We start from the raw sequence: 17,493 nt of genomic DNA, 5'->3' as shown, positions 1-17,493 counted from the left end.
ACAAAAGTAAGAAATTAATAATAATACTTTTAGTGCTTTTTTTTATTTGATTTTATTAATTATACGAAATATATTTGCACCCCAAAATATTAATTTACAATGAATTACAATCCTAAATTATATACAAAACCTTTTAAAGCTTATAATTTAAAAATAGGAAAAGTATTTCTCTACGAAAATTTTATCGTTACAGAATTCGATGAAGGAGCCGATATTAGTTTTGATAACTTCAATGAAGTTTCTGAAATAATATTATTAAGTTATAGAGATAAACCATTTGGATTTATAGCAAATAGGACAAACTCTTACTCCATTAAATTAAACGATGCATTTGCTTGTTCTAAAGCTTATAAAAACCTTAAAGCTTATGCCATAATTGCATACAGTGATCTAACAGAAAATATTATTGAAATTGAAGATTATTTTTTCAAGTTTAATAGAAAAACTTTCAGAGATTTTGAAAATGCAATTAATTGGGTTGAAGAAACCTTAGAGACAGAAACAGTTTTACCTTAAAGCAAATAAATACCGTCTTCTTTAATCTCTATTTGGCGTTCTTTATATAATGACCCAACTGCTTTTTTAAAATTCTTTTTACTCATTTGAAGTAAATCTTTTATCGTTTCGGGATTCGATTTATCATGTACAGGTAAAAAACCACCATTATCATGCAGTTCGTTTAAGATATGTTCTGCATTAGGTTCTATATTTCTATAACCAATTTGATTTAAAGAAATATCTAATTTATTATCTGGTCTTACTTTCTTCACTAAACCTTTTAGTCGGTCACCTACACTAATATCTTTAAAAATATCATCGTTAAAAATTAAACCTAAATGTGTTTTGTTTACAATCACATTCATACCTAATTCTGAAGGATGCGAGACAATAAGGTCAACTTCATCAAACTGAGCAACTGTTAACTCTTTATTATCTAAAAAACGATTTGTTTTACTAGATGCTACTAAACGCTCTGTTTCATCATCTAAATAACAATGTACTAAATACCAACCGCCAGACTTCATTTTAAAAGCCTGCTCTCTAAATGGGCAAAATAATTCTTTTACTAATCCCCAATCTAAAAAAGCACCATATTCAGTAACTTGATTACAACGTAGTAAAGCGAAGTCTCCATTCTTAATATAAGGTTGGTCTGTAGTTGCAACCGGACGTTCTTCATTATCTAAATAAACAAAGACTTCTATTTTATCACCAATTTCAAATACTTTAGGTACATATCTATTTGGTAAAAGAACTTCTCCTTCATTTCCATCACCCAAAAATAATCCTGGTTCAGTATCTCTTAAAATTTCTAACGTATTGTATTCTCCTAAATATATCATGCGGCAAAGATAAATATATTTTCATGAGATTTTAAAAAGAAGTTTTAATGTTACTAAAATAAATTTAACACATAAAAAAAGCCTCATAAATAAATTTATGACGCCTTGTTTATAGTAAAAATTCAATATTATGAATAAATAGATTCTTTTTTAAAGTGTATTGTCAATAGGTAATAAATAACAACTCTATATTTAGATCTGTTAGAACGACCATATTTTTCAATAGTAGCATCAATAGCTTTATCTAATGTTTCGCTATCTGCTAATCCTAATTTCTTAATTAAAAAATTATTTTTAACCGTAGCTAATTCTTTTGGGTCAGAACCAGAAACAGTTGATGAATCTGCGTTATAGATTGAAGGTCCTAAACCTACAGTTACTTTTGTTAGTAAATCCATATCCGGAGTCACACCACATTTATCTTTTAAATCTGCTGCGTACTTCACGATTAAATCATCTCTTTTGCTCATTTTTGATAGTTTTTAATTAATAAATTATCCCCTTAAAGGTACTAATTTTTAGACACAAAAAAAACGAAAAAGTCACAACTTAACATTTCAGTACTAATTACTTAATATATTTAAAAAACTCCATTAGTGCCTTATCGTTTATTTGAGATGGGGTAAACACTTCTAATAACTTAGGCTCTTTACTGCCTTTATAAAATAAATTTAATTGCAGGTCTAGCTCTTTTTGGTCATTAGCCCTTACATATTCAAAACCGTACATATCGCATAACTGTTTTGCGCTTAAATGATGTTTAGTCTCAAAATACCGGTCAAAATTTTCGGTATCTTTATGTCCAGGAAGAATTCTAAATATGCCACCACCTTCATTATTAATAACAATAATTCTAAAGTTTTTAGGGATATAATTATTCCATAATGCATTACTATCGTAGAAGAAACTAAGATCGCCTGTAATGAATGTTATGCGTTTTTCTGATACAATAGAAGCACCTATTGCTGTGCTTGTACAGCCATCTATTCCACTAGTTCCTCTGTTACAAAATACATCAATACTTTTTGGAAATTGAAACAATTGAGTATACCTAATAGCGGAACTATTGCCTACTTGAAGTTGACTCTGTTTTGGAATCTGCTTTAAAATAGAATTAAACACTGAAAAATCAGAAAATGAAAGTGATTGTAAATAATCCTCTTGTAATTTTCTTCTTTTCTGACGTATCGCAAGCCAACTACTTTTATAGGTACTCTTTGTATGATGTGTTACTTGCGGCAAAAACGAACTTAAAAAGGTATTAGGGCTCAGTTTTAGATGTTTCTCTAAACAGAAAAATGTATCATTAGCTCTATACAAATCAACGTGACAATGAAACTCTGGTTTATAAGTTCTTAAAAATGCTTTTATTTTCTTTGAAACAATTAATCCACCAAAAGTGATTAAAACATCTGGTTGAAGCGCTTTAAAATCTTCTTCCTCTAAAGGTGCAATCATTTTATCTATGCCTGGAAAAAAATCGGGGTGATGCACATTAGATGTCGTCTCTGTTAACACAATTACGCTATCATCATCTGCAATTTCTTGTATCCATTGCGCTTCAATTGCATTGGGTTGTAAGACACCTATTAAAATCATTTTTCGTTTAGCACCGTGCCAAACATCTAACAAACTTTTTACTTCAAAATTATCAACTTTTTCTTCTTTATTTTGAATTTTGAAAGGTTTTGGAGTTATCGATAGCTCTTCTACAGTTTCGTATAACGGTTCATCAAAAGGACAATTAATATGTACAGGTCCTGAGTTTAATTTAGCTATTGTAAGCGCATCATGAATTTCTGATTCATTATGAGATTGAATATCTTTTTGAAGTCCTAAAAGACGTTCTAACTTATTTTCTATACTTTTTAAAATTGGACGTTCTTGTTCTGGGTTCGATCGTTCTCCTTCTTTAATATCAAGTTTTAAATTGGCGTTATGCAACACGTGCTCTCCATAAACATTTTTTTGCTTAATAGTCTGTCCATCTCCAATGTCTAATAAATGTTTTGGCCGATCTGCAGATATAACCACCAATGGAATATTACTGTAATAGGCCTCTGCAACCGCTGGATAATAATTTAACAACGCGCTACCAGACGTACAAACTAAGGCTACTGGTTCTTGTAATTGTTGTGCAATGCCCAATGCAAAAAAAGCAGCACAACGTTCGTCTACAATACTATAACAATTAAAAAACTCATCGTGTGTAAAACCAATTGTTAGGGGAGCATTTCTACTACCTGGCGAAATGACAATATGTTTTACATTATGACTTTTACATAACGTAATTACAGTTTGTGATAAAGGTATTTTTGAATATATCATATAATCAATCTTCCTGTTTCTAATACAATAGGAACTTTTTTTAGTAATTTACTGTTTTTATTAATTTAATACAGAACCAATAGTTTGAGATTTATTAACTGTTTCTTCCCATTCGTTTTCCGGATTAGAATCTTTTGTAATTCCACCGCCAACATAAATTAATGCTTTAAAATCTTTAAGTTGCATACAGCGCAAATTCACGTAAAAATTAGAATGTTTTCTTACTACAGCATACGCATTGTTTTCAACATTACGTCTGTTTGTATTTCGTGTCCTTGATTGCTTTAAATTTAATTCTCCTAAGAAACCAGTATAATACCCTCTGGTATAATTTTCATTTTGAAGAATAAAATCTTTAGCTTTTTGTTTTGGAAAACCACAAACTGCAGGTGTTGGATGCAAAGCTTCAATTATAGATTTTAAATTAACTGCAGCGTCTATAAAACTTGTAATTCTAGATTTAAGATGAAGCAAATTACCTGCTCTTACCGTTTCTACTTTAGAAACCTTGACTTGTTTAGAATAAGGAGTTATTTGATTCGTTATATAATCCGTTACAATTTGTTGTTCTTCAAATTCTTTTGCTGTCCAGCTAACATCTAAATCTGCATTATAAGCTTTTGTTCCAGCTAATGAGATAGTCGTTAATTGCTTGCCTTCTACTTTTAATAACAACTCTGGGGTTGCTCCTAACCACAAACCTACTTTTGGATGATACCAGCAATAGACCATGGCATTTTTATAGGTATTAAAAAGCTTTTTAAAAATGGTAAAAGGATTTTTATTTTTTAAGTCTTTAGATTCACATCGGGATAGAACAACTTTTTTAAGACCGCCTTTATGTATTGTGTCTACACCTTTTGAAACTAAATTAATGTGAGCTTCTTTCTCTGAAGCTTTAATAGAAACAGAATTAAAACTTTTCTCAATATCTAAATGCTCTATTTCTATAGTTGAATGTATACAATCTGCTTCTGGCAGCAAAATACTTTGTTCTTTAAAATCGAAAGGCGAAAATACAAATCCACTTTCGGTAAAGCTTTCTGTTTGATGTAATACAGTGTCTTTTTGTAACCAACTTTTTACAACTGAATTAATTGGTCTACTGTAAACAACGAAGGGTAATTTGTTAGAATACTGAGTTTCTAACGCTTCAAAAAATGAATCTTCATTCATCATTAATTTATTTTTTTGGAAGTGAGATTGTTGATAAACGGCAAATAGAAATAAGATTGTCTTCTCCGTCTGTGACTCTAATATCTAAGAGTTGTGTGGTTCTGCCTTTGTGCAAAAAGGTAGCTTTCGCATAGATAAAACCTTCTTTTACACTTTTAAGGTGATTTGCCGTTATCTCTAAACCACGAACAAACATTTTTTCTGTATCTATAAATATATGCGAGGCAAAACTCCCTACACTTTCGGCTAAAGCTGCCGTTGCTCCACCATGTAAAACACCATCGGGTTGATGAACTCTAGAGTTTACAGGCATTCTGGCTACTAAAAAATCATCGCCAAAGTCTACCATAACAATTTCTAAAGTTTCCATTAAAGTATTTTTGCTTGCTGCGTTGGCTTTAGCTAAGAACTCCTCTTTAGTCATTTGCATATAAAAACAGTATTTTTGAATCTATTACAAAGATACAGAAACCGCCTAGAATAATGAATTCGCAAGAGAAAGAAATCACATATACAACTCGTAACTCCTACTCTACTTTAAACACGCTAACAGAACAGACTAAAACAGTTTGGTTGGTTTGTCACGGTATGGGTTATTTAAGTCGGTATTTTTTAAGGTATTTTAAAAACTTAGACGCTGAAGAGAATTACATCATCGCACCACAAGCACCGAGTAAATTTTATATTCAACCTAAAATGCATGTTGGTGCCAATTGGCTAACTAGAGACCAAACCGACACTGGTATGGATAATATTCTTAATTATATGGATGCTGTTTTAGAAGCAGAGAAAATTCCAGACAGTATTAATTTTATTGTATTTGGTTATTCTCAGGGTGTTAGTGTAACTATGCGTTATTTAGCAAAAAGACAATTAAAATGTAACCAATTAGTATTACATTCTGGTGGCATACCAATAGAATTGAAGGCTGATGATTTTAAGTACTTATCTAAAGCGACCAAAGTAAAATTAATTTATGGTACCGAAGATGAATATTTAGATTCGGAGCGCATTGAAAAAGAATCAGATAGAGCTTTAGATTTATTTGGAAAACGTGTTGAATTTCTACCTTTTAAAGGGAAGCATGTTGTTAATGTAAACTATATTAATAGCCTAATTTAAAAAATTAATTTAATAATTTTCCAGTACTTTCAAGTTGAGCCATTATGGTCTTTAAATGACCTGCTTTTATAGGTTTTATGATATAGTCTGAAATATCACTAATTTCTTTAGCTTTTGCTATATCTACAGGATCTACCGAAGAAGAAACCATATAGATAACAATCTTTTTATTCAACTTAGGTTTAATTTCAACATACTCTTCCATAAATTGAAAACCATCCATTATAGGCATATTAATATCTAGAAAAATTATATCTGGAAGTTCGTCGTTATTAGAAAGGTTATCTACCATAAAATCTAAAGCCTCTTCTCCATCTGAGAAAAGTAATATTTTCTTACTCAATTTTATTGACTCTAAAATTTTAGTAATAGTAAATTGGTAGATATCGTCATCATCAATTACACAGATATTGTAATGTTTATTCATGCTTTTAAAAAATTATTGTAAACGTTGTTCCCTCATTAACTTTACTGGACACAGAGATAGTTCCTCCCATTGCTTCAATTTGAGTTCTGGTCATATATAAACCTATACCTCTAGCTTCTGGATGACGATGAAATACTTTATTTAAACCAAATATTTTTTCACCATGTCTATCTAGGTTGATACCCAATCCATTATCACTAATCTTTAATCTTATTTTCCCTTCTAGATCTTCAGACTCTATAATAATTTTAGGTATCCTATCCTTTGACTTGTATTTAATAGCATTGCCGACTAAGTTAAGAAAAATACTTTCTAAATAAATTTTATCGCAACTAATTTTAGGAACTTTTGTAAAATTGGTTTTTATAATAGCATTAGTCTCTAAAATTTCACCACTTAATATCTCTGTTGTTCTTGTTACAACATCTTCAAATAATACTTCTACTTTTTTTCTTGATTTATCATTTCTAATTTTTACGGCTTCTACTAATGTATTTAGAGTTAAGGTAAGATGATCGATAACGGTTTTAAACTTACTAATTAACAGGTTTTTTTCATCCTCATCTGATGAATCTTGATAAAAACCTAAAAGTGAATTAAGATTACTTACAGGAGCGCGTAAATTGTGAGAAGTGATCTGAGCAAAATCTGCTAATTGACTATTTCTAATGATTAATTTCTGCGCTAATATCTCTAAATCATTTTTAGCATTGAGTATTTTTGTCTGTGCTAATTTTTGAACAGTAATGTCTCTTATTGCTGCGGATAATAATAAACCTTGCTCTGTTTGAAGTGGACTGAGGCTAACCTGTATTGGTATTTCATTTCCTTCTTTATTTAAGCCATATAATTCTTTTCTTGCCGTTGATAATTTTTTATCAGGATGAATGTTAAAAAAACCAGTACGATGCTCTATATGCATCTCTTCAAATCGTTTAGGAATAAGCATTTCAATTTTCTTACCTATCAACTCGTCCATTTGATAACCAAATAATCGTTCTGCTTCTTTATTTATTAGTTGAATTTCATCATTTTCATCTACAATTACCATAGCATCTGGTGCTGACTCTAATAAACCTCTAAATTTATTCTCTTCTAGCCTTTGTTCCGTAATATCTTGACAAGACCCCATCATCTCAATAACTTCGCCTTGCTCATTAAGTATTACCTCACCTAAAAAATGAACCGTTTTTATGATTCCATTACCTGTTATAATACGATGTATAAAATTACTAGGAAACTTTTTTTCTACAAATGAATTTTGCACGTATTCTGTAATAAACGTTTTGTCATCAGGGTGTATATGACTAAAAAACGTGTTGTACGTTAGGTCTGTTATGCTTTCATCGTATTCAAAAATTCTATATAAATTAGTAGACCACTTTAAAGTATCGGTAGCAACGATCCACTGCCAATTTCCTATCTGAGTTATTCTTTCTGCAAAATTTAGTAAATAATTTTTTCTTAAAAGTTCTGTTTCTGCTAATTTTTGAGCCGTAACATCTTGGCAGGTACCAATCATTTCAACAATATCTCCCTTAATATTGGTAATAACTTCCCCTAGAAGTTGAATAATTTTCACTTCTCCATTTCCTGCTATAATACGATGTGTAAACCTTTTAAGGTTTTTCTCTACCCGTGTTTGGTCAAAATAATTAGTTACAATGCTTTTGTCTTCTGGATGAACAAAACTAAAATAGGTGTCAAAACTTAAATTTTTAACGTCTTTATCTAGTTGAAAAATATTATATAAATTTTCTGACCACTCTACTTTATCTCCAACTGTATCCCATTGCCAATTACCCATCAAGGTAATCTGTTCAGCAAAATTTAGTAACTGATTTTTTCGTAAAAGTTCATTCTTAGATGCTTTTCTTTCTGTTATATCTAAAGCAACTCCTAAAAAACCTAACTTTTTACCTTGCTCATCTAAAATTGCCGTTAAGGTTAATTCTACCGGAAAAGTTGAACCATCTTTTCTACGATAAGTCCATTCTCTAGTATCAAAAGCTTTATTTTTAGCAAGTTCTAAATAAGGATCAAAACCTAAAATATTCTTATTGTATCGCTTTGCTATATTTAACTTAAATTCTCTCAACTCACTTTCAATATGATAAATTTCTGGTTCTTTTAAACCGATCATTTCAGAAGCTGAATAGCCTAGTAAGGCTTCGGCTCCGTTATTAAAATTACTAATTATACCATTATTGTCTGTTGATACTATAGCAATTGGCCCAGAGTTTATTAATGCTTTTAATTGGGTGTGAGCCTTAATTAATTCTATTTCAGATGCTTTAACAGCAGTAATATCTTGGCTAGTACCATTTATTTTAATAACCTCGCCTTTGGTATTGGTTATAACTTCACCTAAAGCTTGAATCGTTTTTACGACTCCGTCTCTTGTTAAAATACGATGTGTAAATGCATCAAATGTTTGGTTTTCTATTATTTTATTTACATAATTATTTACCAAATCTTTATCTTCTGGATGAACCAAATCATAATAAGTCTCAAAATTTAAATCATCGGTATTACTATCTAGATTGAAAATATTATATAAATTGTCTGAGCTTTCTATTTTATCTGTAGAAAGATCCCATTGCCAATTTCCCATTAAAGTTATTTCTTCAGCAAAACTTAATAAATGGTTTTTTTGTAAAAGTTCATCTTGAGCAATTCGTTTTTCAGAAATATCTGTAGAGACCCCCAAATATCCTATCACTTTTCCTTTTTCATCTTTTATCGATGTTAACGTTAATTGAACAGGCATAATTGATCCATCTTTTCTAAGATACGTCCACTCTCGAGTATCGTAACCATTGGTTTTAGATAATTCTAATTGTGCACTAAATCCTTTTGGGTTCTTATTATATTTTTGGGCTATATCTAGATTAAATGCATCTAATTCGTCTTTTAAATGATACAAAATAGGTCTTTGCAATCCTATCATTTCATCTGCAGAATAACCTGTTAAGATTTCCGCCCCAGAATTAAATTTACTAATGATACCATCTTTAGTCGTCGTAACAATAGCAATCGCTTTAGAATCAAATATGGCCTTCAACTCCGTATGAGCTTTATTTAGGGCTAATTGTGAAATTTTCTTCTCATTTATATCTTGAAAAACCCCAAAAATCCTTGTGCATTTACCATTTGCAAATTCTGCTTGACCAATAGCACGTGTCCAAACAATATTACCTTCTAATGTCACCAACTCAACTTCTACATCATAAGATTTTCCTGTTTCTATAGCTTCATTCACCGCTTTTTCAATAGTATCCCTGTTATTTCCTTTCTTGAAAAATTGAATGGCAGTATCTAAATCTAGATGAAAACTTTCAGGAGCTTCATGTATTTCAAAAACCATCTTACTCCAGAATACAGTATTTTTAATTAAATCTACATCCCAGGTTCCGATACGAGAAACTTCATTAGATTTTTCTAATATTTTTTCTGTACGAATCTTTTCTTCTTCTTTTTCTTTAATATGAGTAATATCACCAGTATGCATTAGCAACCCTCCGATCTTTCCTTCAGAGATATACCAAGGACGTACATCCCAAAAAATCCATTGTACGCTGCCATCTGCACGTACAAATGGGGCTTCATCGCAAATATCAATGGCACCATGAAGACATTTTTTATGATTGTTTTTCCAATCCTCTCCTATCTCAGGAAAAAGATCATAATGACTACGACCAATGATTTTCTCATTCTCCATTTTGTAGTCAGTTATCCACCGTTGAGAAGCTGCTATGTAACACATATTATTATCAAGCATAGCAATAGCCGTCGGAGCTTGCTCAATAAACACTTTATTATATGCTTCTTTAGCCTCTAAATCTGCTTTAAGCTTCTCTAATTCTAACATACTAGCTTTTAGCTTATTATCAGATTCCTTTAAGCTTTTATATGAGTTTAATAATTTTTCATTTCTTTTAAAGAGCTGTTTTAAACTTGGTACTACTATAAATAAAACCTCTATTAAAATAATGATGAATGCAATAATTACAAACGCATAAACTATTTTCTTCAAAAATTTTAGATGCTCTTCTGTTGCTTTTTGATATTCGTAAACTAAAATATCAGTATTTCTAAGATATGGGCCTTCTAGTGCAGAAATAACAACCATATCATTGTAAAGATTTGATACCTTATAATTTTTAACAATGTTTTTACCAGAACTAAACATCTTATTTTGGTAAATCTCATTAACATTTAATAATGAATCTATTTTATTGTTTTTCCAATTTTCATTATTATTTGAATGTAGGTATTTGTGTCGGTTATCCCATTCTATTAAGAGTGAATCTAAAATTTTTGCTTTTTCAGTATTTAAATCTGGTGTATGATTATAACCAATATCGTAAGTTAATTTCGCTATATTTTGGCTTAACATTCGCTGTCTGCCAGATACATTAATTAAATGCGCATCCGAAATTTGAGAATTAATACTATGTTGCAAAAGAAACAACATAGCTAGTATAATTATAATAAAAGTTGATACAAATAATATGTATCTATTTTTAATTGATTTTTGTAATATCTTCATTAAAAGATGATCTATAATTAAATATGCTTACTGAATAATATTTTGGTTCAAGTATATCGTTTATAAATAGCATATTATCTAAAATATAGAACTCTAAATATGACTTGGGGGCAATTTTACATAAGTGTAATAAAATGTTAAAATACAAAAAAAAACTTAGGACCAATGTATTTGATCGAATTCTCTAAATCATTTATTATAAATAGGTTAAGAAAATTAGATAATACCTATAACAGCTATTACTTTTTGTAATATTTAATAATAAAAAAAATAACAATTTATATAAAGACCAATTCTAAATTGAATTATTTACACTCAAAGCAACTCAAAAATTCTTTGCTTAAGTCCAAGTCTTCTGATCCATTTAAAGGGCTAACTATTGTTTCTTTTTTTTGAATTATGGAATAAAATTCTTTAGCGTAAGATTTTAGGTTATCACGTCGATCTTTAATTTTATCTATAATTTCCGTTCCATCCAAATCCCTTATATTCTTTGGCCAAACAAGTAAAGATTCTTGTAATAATTGATCTGTTAATAAGGTTTGAAGGTCTTCTGCTTCTTCAATAAAAATTTTTTCTGATGTTTTCTTTAAAAAATATACATCAAAAGGATAGACCAAACCTGCCATGAAATCTATATCGTGCTCAAAAGGACGCAATTCTTTTACAACATATTTATTAGATAATATTTTTGGAATCACCCCATCAACATCAAAAAAAGCATTATCACGGTCACCAGCAATAGGCACAGCTTTATAACCATTAACTTCTTTTTTAACCGCCCATGCCCACTGTTTAGCATGTCTATCCCAATCACCAATTAGTAAATCAAACAGTCGACTTCTAACTAAGGCTTTTGTATCTACATGCAAAGTGTCTCTGAGTTGAAGCTTTAATTTTTGTAAATTATCTGTATCAGTAATCTCTATAATATCATTTAAATGGGTATAATTGACTTTACTCTTAGATTCATACTCTAATAAAAATAATCTATTTCCATAAGCCTCATTAAATCTACCTAATGTTTTTTGTTTAGGAACAAAAACAAGTTGTGGGCTTGTGTGTAATACATCGACTCTATCAGCTAATTCTGAAACAAGAATAGCTGCGTATGGATGTTGAGAAGAAATACCATCAACGACGATATTTTCTAGATTCAAAGTTTTTAAAAAATCTGGAATTAAAGGATTTACATCTTTATTTACACTTCTCAAAGTATAACTAATACCATCATTTCCTAATAATTCTAAAGAATGCGTTTGCTTTCCCCCTCCTTTTTTTATAATGGTCATTCCCCCTCTCAAGGTATCTAAATATACAATAGGTACTTTAATTTTCGCAGACCAAGCAGCTCTATATTGTTCGCCTTGAACTACTTTTTTCAGTCCATTAGCCTTGTATAAATCACTCGCTGATAGCTCAACAGAATCATAATCTTTAAAATTAATATGCGCAACATTCTCTACATTATAAATAATTGATTTTGTAAAAATCTCATCAGTCTGTTCTGCAGACCAATATAACACAACCAAAGAGCTTACAATAAAAATGACAATAAAAGTCAAAAAATAACGCTTAAACATAATTTAGAATTTCTTTCTAAAATTAAATTTTAATCAGTTGAACTCTTAACTCTAAACAAATATTTAAGAACTGATTTACTAAAGCTACATCTATTACTACTTAGTTAATTTTGAAACGATCACACTTACCGGAAGAATTTCTTTAGTGTGTTCTATACTCGGCCCTGCTACCCAAACCGTTTTGTAGGTTGCTTTTTTAGCCGCATTTTCAGTAGCTTTCATACCAATTGAAAAACGAATCATTTTAACCCATTTTTTCAAACTTTTATTCTTGTTTAATAAACTTTCTATCCAAGTAGTTTTAGTACCAATTTTCTGAACATAAGGCGTATTAATAACGGTACAAGGCGTACCAGAAATACGTTCAGTCATTATAATATCTTTAGCTCCGTATTCTACGCAAGCTTGCTTATAATCGTCTGTAACACCTGCTTCAACCGATGCTATAAAAGGACTACCAACAGAAACACCTTCTGCACCATAACTCAACATTTTATCGATATCAGCTTTACAACCCACGCCTCCTGCAGAAATAACAGGAATATTTAATTCTTTACTTAATAAATTTGTTAACGCTTCTGGCGATAAGTTTCCTCGGTGTCCACCAGCTTCATTGTTTACAGCGATAGCTGCATCTGCACCCAATTGTTCTACTTTTTTAGCAAATTTTAAATCGGTAACATCACAAAACACTTTAATACCTGCTGCATGTGCTTGTTTAATTGTTTCTTCAGGACTTCCTAATGAGGTAATAATAAAATCACAACCTTCTTCACAGAGCACTTCTAATTGTCCTTTATACTTCACATTAGATTTATTCACAATTAAATTAAATCCAAAAGCACCACCTTCAACTTTAGATGCTTTTAACGCTTTAATAGCAGACCTTAATTGATCTAATGTTCTGTAATTTAATGCAGGAATACAACCTGCAATACCAGATTTCATAGCTTCTGAAACCATAGCTACGTTAGACACCAAAAACATTGGTGCTTGTATAATTGGAAATTTTAAGTTGAGAATCTGGGTGAGTTTAGTTTGCATATTAAGATCGCTTATAGTAACAAATATACTGTATTTTATTATGCGCGCATAATATCATATTACGAATTAAGAACTTAAGTGCATAAAAAAATAAGATAACACCAATATTATATCTTGTAAATAATAAATATACATAAAATGATATGATTTAAAATTTAACACGAATAAGACCTAAGAGCCTGTATTATTCTAAAAATCGATAATAACCGCATTTTAAATAAGCGCCTTCTGTAAATGCTATTGGGTGATCACTATCGTGTTTTGTTTTAAGTTCTACCTCAAAAAGCCTGTGTTTAGAATTTAAAACTTGAGCGTTTAAATCGAAAAATGCTTGTGCCAATACTCGAGAAGAACAAGATGCTAAAACTAAAAGGCCATTTTTAGAGGTAAGCTTCTCCCCTAACTCTGCTAATTGCCCATATTTCTTCTTCGCTAAATCAATTTCAGATTGTTGTTTGGCAAAACTTGGCGGATCAATAACAACTACATCAAAAGTTTTTCCTTTTGCAATTAAAGCCTTCATTTCTTCAAAAGCATCACCGGAAATGGTTTTATGCTTGCCAGAATAAGCATTTAATTTTCCGTTTTCGCGTGCCATATCTAAGGCTTGCTTACTTATATCTAAGCTTGTTACTTCCGTTGCTCCATTTGCTAAAGCATGTACAGAAAATCCACCAGCATAAGAAAACACATCTAAAACTGTTTTTCCTTTACTCATTTCTCCAACACGTTTTCTATTGGCTCTATGATCTAAGAAATAACCTGTTTTATGACCTTTAATAACGTTTGCACTAAATTTTACGTCATGCTCAACAAACTCCACAACTTCATTTTCTAGCACACCATATATAACTTCTCCATCTTTTAAATTGTGTTTATCACTATTTTGAAGACCTCTACTCAAACGCATTACAACTGTTTTGGCTGAAGATATTTGTTGTAAACTTTCTAAAATAGGTTTTAAATACGGCAACCATATTTCTGAATATACTTTTACAACTAATACTGAATCATAAACATCTGCTATTAAGCCCGGAAAACCATCATTCTCACCAAATAAAAGTCGGTAACTATTGGTATTCGTTTTAAGTAATTCTGAACGTTTCTCAAAAGCTAATTCAATTTTATGTTGAAAAAAATCAGCATTAATCTCAACTTTTGTTTCCGCATTATGAATCATTTTAATTCGGATTGGTGATTCTGCATCGTAAAATCCTAAACCAACCACCTTGTTTTTATTCTTACTAAAGATAATAGCCAAATCACCTGTTGCGGCATCATCATTTATTTTAGTAATACTATTAGAAAACACCCATGGATGTCCTTTAACAACGAATTGCTCGCCTTTTGCATTAAGCTTTACGGCTAGTCGTTTAGGTGTGTAATTAAAGTGAATATGATCTGAAAAAGACATGCTTATATTTTAGGCTTCGAAAGTACGAAACTTAAATATATTGGCATTCTTATGTTGGTAGTAATATTGCTTTATTAGCTAAAACTTCTAATTAATGTCTAATCGTAAACCTATAGAAAGCTTATTAATATCTTCAGGGTTATTTTTAAAGATTGGGTTTACATTGTATTTAACATAAAGGCTTACATCTCGATATCCCATATAAATACTTGGTCCAAAATTAAAGGTATGCATATTAAAGTCATCCTTTTCGGTTAACCTAAAATTACTTCCATCTTGTTTATATCTAATAAATTGTGAAGTATGTAACCTCACAGAAAAATACCCACCTAATCCTGCTCTAAAACCACGTTGAGAACGCAAATAAGTTTTTCCTGTTTTTTCATGATATTGTGGCTTAGAGAAATCTATTTCTAAATGCACTGGTAAACCTATAGATAGGTTATCTAATCTAGATCTTTTTAGGTCATAACCAATATCTTGATACGTTGTTTCATCTCCATTGGTTACCAATATATCATTATCATTTTTTGGCCTTATATCATCAACCATCATAGATAATCCAAATTTTAAGTTCCAAAAGTTTGTTTCTTCCTTAAATCTATATTTAAACGTAAAACCTAACTCACTATTTCCTAATAGATTTGACTTGAATCCATTACCGTAATAACCACTATTATCGTTTAATATTTTATTAATCCCAAAAGCTAAAACAAACTGCGTTGTAAGCCGTTTTTCAACTTTTAAACCACTTATAGAATCCTTGTAAAAATTTTCTTCTTCAAAAACAGATATTAGTGGTGTATTCCATTCATTATCATCCTCATTCAATTCTAGTTTACCACTAACTTTATCTTGAATTAAAGCTTGTAATTTTTGTTCTTGACTAAAAACACCACTATTAATTCGGTCTGCATGATATGCTGCTAGTTTCTTTTTTTCTAACACAGCACTTTCTAAAGTTATCTCTTTATTTTCTACTTTTTTATCAAGCTTCTTGATTTCCTTTTTTAAAGTACGCTTTTCAGAACTTGTAATAGAATCAATTCTAGAGGCTATAATTGCTGCTTTTGCTTCAAAAGTATTGGTTTGTGCCATTAAATATGAGGTACAACATAACACGGCAATACATAAAATTGTCTGCTTCATAATAAAATAATTTTAATTGATTAATGGTTGTGTTCGTAATTTCTATTTGCAACTGCTTCTTTTAGTTCTTTAAGCTGCTTACCTGCTTTTTTAAAAATACTTTTATTTTTTTCGTCAAATAACTGTGTTTCCATCTTAACCAATAGCTCTTCAGATTCTAGGTAAGTCTTTATTTGCTTATTGTGATTTTTATGCAATTCTAAACTACTATCTGCCATTGTAACTTGCAAAAGTTTTTCAGCCGTAATATATTGAAACGGTTTTATTTTACTATCGTTTGCTAATCTCTCAACCCCTTCCTCTTTTATTGAATCTTTTTCTTTAAATAGTTTTACTCTATTTTCAACAAGAAAATCTTGTTTTTTTTGAAAGGGAAACTCTTCTTGAACAAGCTCTTGTTTTAAGGTTTTACCTTTTGAATTAGAAATTAATTTCTCTTTTTCAATTCTTGTTTTTATGGGCTTCAATTCTTGTTGCTCTTCTAACACAATAGCGTTATTTTGATCCTTTAAATCTAGCGCATCGTTTTGTTTAAGTTGTGGTTTGTTTTTTTCGAAACCTATTTTTACTGGCTGTTCTATATCTTGATTTTTCAAAAAGAATTGACTACCAACTAAAAACAATCCTATTATAAAGGATGCCACTACAGCATAGTTTAACCATAGTTTTTTCTTCTTTTTAGGTTTTGTATTTAATGCTACAATTAAACGATTTCTAGCTTCAGAAGATGGTTTAATACTTCGATCCTTAAAATTCTCTTTAATTAAGTTTTCTATATTATTTAGTTCCATTCTCTTTCAAATTTAACTGTATAAGACTATTTTTTAAAAGCTTTTTAGCGTGTGCTAATTGCGATTTTGAAGTTCCTACACTAATTTTCAATAATGCTGCAATTTCTCGATGCTTATAGCCTTCAATGACATAAAGGTTAAATATGGTTTTACAACCTACAGGAAGTTGATCTACAGCTTTCTGAATAACATCTGAAGTTGAATCTTCAGTTTTTGAAGCTGGCTGTATAAAATGGTAATCTCCTATTTCTACAACGTTGAATTTATTTTTATGAATTCGTAAATATGAAATACATTCACGAACCATAATCCGTCTTAACCAACCTTCAAAACTTCCGTAAGGTTCATATTTTTCAATATTTTGAAATGCTTTATGAAATGCTGTAATCATAACATCTTCTGCATACTGTAAATCCCTAATGTATTGCCTACAAACCCCAAGCATCTTTCCAGAATACTTATCATATAGTGCCAACTGTGCTTTTTGATTGTACTCCTTAGCGAGTTCAACAAGCAAATCTACACTTTGGTTTATAGTTCTTAATTTTGACATTCTTATAAGCT

At 30.4% G+C, this 17,493-nt stretch carries 15 protein-coding genes; 2 read left to right on the top strand and 13 right to left on the bottom strand.

The window, feature by feature from the left end:
• The first annotated feature begins 99 nt into the window (after window positions 1-99).
• Window positions 100-516 carry a hypothetical protein gene (locus HM985_RS16015; RefSeq protein ID WP_179377220.1) on the top strand — a complete coding sequence of 139 codons (417 nt, stop codon included), beginning with the start codon at window positions 100-102 and terminating at the stop codon, window positions 514-516.
• Here HM985_RS16015 and HM985_RS16010 read toward each other — a convergent pair.
• The 5 genes from HM985_RS16010 to HM985_RS15990 form a co-directional block, all read right to left on the bottom strand.
• Window positions 513-1,343, bottom strand: coding sequence for a CvfB family protein (locus HM985_RS16010; RefSeq protein WP_179377219.1), 831 nt, complete (start codon window positions 1,341-1,343; stop codon window positions 513-515). The genes HM985_RS16015 and HM985_RS16010 overlap by 4 nt on opposite strands.
• Before the next feature lie 128 nt (window positions 1,344-1,471).
• Window positions 1,472-1,813: a DUF2853 family protein gene (locus HM985_RS16005; RefSeq protein ID WP_179377218.1), complete on the bottom strand. Its 342-nt coding sequence runs from the start codon at window positions 1,811-1,813 to the stop codon at window positions 1,472-1,474.
• Window positions 1,814-1,910: 97 nt separating this feature from the next.
• Window positions 1,911-3,671 (bottom strand): 2-succinyl-5-enolpyruvyl-6-hydroxy-3-cyclohexene-1-carboxylic-acid synthase, encoded by a 1,761-nt coding sequence (menD, locus tag HM985_RS16000; RefSeq protein ID WP_179377217.1) that lies wholly within the window; start codon window positions 3,669-3,671, stop codon window positions 1,911-1,913.
• A 60-nt stretch (window positions 3,672-3,731) separates the two neighbouring features.
• A complete protein-coding gene (locus HM985_RS15995) occupies window positions 3,732-4,850 on the bottom strand; it encodes a chorismate-binding protein (RefSeq protein ID WP_317167141.1) in 1,119 nt (372 codons plus the stop codon).
• Between the two features lie 4 nt (window positions 4,851-4,854).
• The gene (locus HM985_RS15990; RefSeq protein WP_179377216.1) at window positions 4,855-5,277 is read right to left on the bottom strand and encodes a PaaI family thioesterase; all 423 of its coding nucleotides are present in this window, start codon (window positions 5,275-5,277) and stop codon (window positions 4,855-4,857) included.
• A gap of 53 nt (window positions 5,278-5,330) precedes the next feature.
• Between HM985_RS15990 and HM985_RS15985 the strand changes: the two genes are divergently transcribed.
• Complete coding sequence (locus tag HM985_RS15985; RefSeq protein ID WP_179377215.1) at window positions 5,331-5,969, top strand: alpha/beta hydrolase; 639 nt, start codon at window positions 5,331-5,333, stop codon at window positions 5,967-5,969.
• Window positions 5,970-5,973: 4 nt separating this feature from the next.
• On the opposite strand, the gene HM985_RS15980 is transcribed toward HM985_RS15985, so the two are convergent.
• The 8 genes from HM985_RS15980 to HM985_RS15945 all read right to left on the bottom strand — a co-directional run bounded on the left by HM985_RS15980 (window position 5,974) and on the right by HM985_RS15945 (window position 17,482).
• Window positions 5,974-6,396 (bottom strand): response regulator, encoded by a 423-nt coding sequence (locus HM985_RS15980; RefSeq protein ID WP_179377214.1) that lies wholly within the window; start codon window positions 6,394-6,396, stop codon window positions 5,974-5,976.
• 4 nt (window positions 6,397-6,400) lie between these two features.
• Window positions 6,401-10,873, bottom strand: coding sequence for a PAS domain S-box protein (locus HM985_RS15975; protein WP_179377213.1), 4,473 nt, complete (start codon window positions 10,871-10,873; stop codon window positions 6,401-6,403).
• 380 nt (window positions 10,874-11,253) lie between these two features.
• Window positions 11,254-12,531: a hypothetical protein gene (locus tag HM985_RS15970; RefSeq protein ID WP_179377212.1), complete on the bottom strand. Its 1,278-nt coding sequence runs from the start codon at window positions 12,529-12,531 to the stop codon at window positions 11,254-11,256.
• Between the two features lie 96 nt (window positions 12,532-12,627).
• Entirely contained in the window at window positions 12,628-13,590 is a 963-nt protein-coding gene (locus HM985_RS15965) for an NAD(P)H-dependent flavin oxidoreductase (protein WP_317167142.1), read from the bottom strand.
• Between the two features lie 169 nt (window positions 13,591-13,759).
• Entirely contained in the window at window positions 13,760-14,989 is a 1,230-nt protein-coding gene (locus tag HM985_RS15960) for a class I SAM-dependent rRNA methyltransferase (RefSeq protein ID WP_179377210.1), read from the bottom strand.
• An 87-nt stretch (window positions 14,990-15,076) separates the two neighbouring features.
• On the bottom strand, window positions 15,077-16,138 hold the full coding sequence (locus HM985_RS15955) for a hypothetical protein (RefSeq protein ID WP_179313233.1): 1,062 nt from the start codon (window positions 16,136-16,138) through the stop codon (window positions 15,077-15,079).
• A 20-nt stretch (window positions 16,139-16,158) separates the two neighbouring features.
• Window positions 16,159-16,929 carry a hypothetical protein gene (locus HM985_RS15950; RefSeq protein ID WP_179377209.1) on the bottom strand — a complete coding sequence of 257 codons (771 nt, stop codon included), beginning with the start codon at window positions 16,927-16,929 and terminating at the stop codon, window positions 16,159-16,161.
• The gene (locus HM985_RS15945) at window positions 16,916-17,482 is read right to left on the bottom strand and encodes an RNA polymerase sigma factor (RefSeq protein ID WP_179377208.1); all 567 of its coding nucleotides are present in this window, start codon (window positions 17,480-17,482) and stop codon (window positions 16,916-16,918) included. Before HM985_RS15945 ends, HM985_RS15950 begins: the two co-directional genes overlap by 14 nt.
• Window positions 17,483-17,493: the final 11 nt, after the last annotated feature.

This window comes from Winogradskyella wichelsiae (assembly GCF_013403925.1).
GTDB classification, from domain to species: Bacteria; Bacteroidota; Bacteroidia; order Flavobacteriales; family Flavobacteriaceae; genus Winogradskyella; species Winogradskyella wichelsiae.
The sequence above is the reverse complement of the archived record's forward strand: the minus strand, read 5'-3'. Positions and strand labels throughout refer to the sequence as shown.

Coding starts and splice junctions, on each gene's coding strand:
- HM985_RS15970 (WP_179377212.1), bottom strand. CDS start 12,531: ATGTTTAAGCGTTATTTTTTGACTTTTATTGTCATTTTTATTGTAAGC.
- HM985_RS15995 (WP_317167141.1), bottom strand. CDS start 4,850: ATGATGAATGAAGATTCATTTTTTGAAGCGTTAGAAACTCAGTATTCT.
- HM985_RS15945 (WP_179377208.1), bottom strand. CDS start 17,482: ATGTCAAAATTAAGAACTATAAACCAAAGTGTAGATTTGCTTGTTGAA.
- HM985_RS15960 (WP_179377210.1), bottom strand. CDS start 14,989: ATGTCTTTTTCAGATCATATTCACTTTAATTACACACCTAAACGACTA.
- HM985_RS16005 (WP_179377218.1), bottom strand. CDS start 1,813: ATGAGCAAAAGAGATGATTTAATCGTGAAGTACGCAGCAGATTTAAAA.
- HM985_RS16010 (WP_179377219.1), bottom strand. CDS start 1,343: ATGATATATTTAGGAGAATACAATACGTTAGAAATTTTAAGAGATACT.
- HM985_RS15990 (WP_179377216.1), bottom strand. CDS start 5,277: ATGCAAATGACTAAAGAGGAGTTCTTAGCTAAAGCCAACGCAGCAAGC.
- HM985_RS15980 (WP_179377214.1), bottom strand. CDS start 6,396: ATGAATAAACATTACAATATCTGTGTAATTGATGATGACGATATCTAC.
- HM985_RS15950 (WP_179377209.1), bottom strand. CDS start 16,929: ATGGAACTAAATAATATAGAAAACTTAATTAAAGAGAATTTTAAGGAT.
- HM985_RS15985 (WP_179377215.1), top strand. CDS start 5,331: ATGAATTCGCAAGAGAAAGAAATCACATATACAACTCGTAACTCCTAC.
- HM985_RS15975 (WP_179377213.1), bottom strand. CDS start 10,873: ATGTTGTTTCTTTTGCAACATAGTATTAATTCTCAAATTTCGGATGCG.
- HM985_RS16015 (WP_179377220.1), top strand. CDS start 100: ATGAATTACAATCCTAAATTATATACAAAACCTTTTAAAGCTTATAAT.
- HM985_RS15955 (WP_179313233.1), bottom strand. CDS start 16,138: ATGAAGCAGACAATTTTATGTATTGCCGTGTTATGTTGTACCTCATAT.
- menD (WP_179377217.1), bottom strand. CDS start 3,671: ATGATATATTCAAAAATACCTTTATCACAAACTGTAATTACGTTATGT.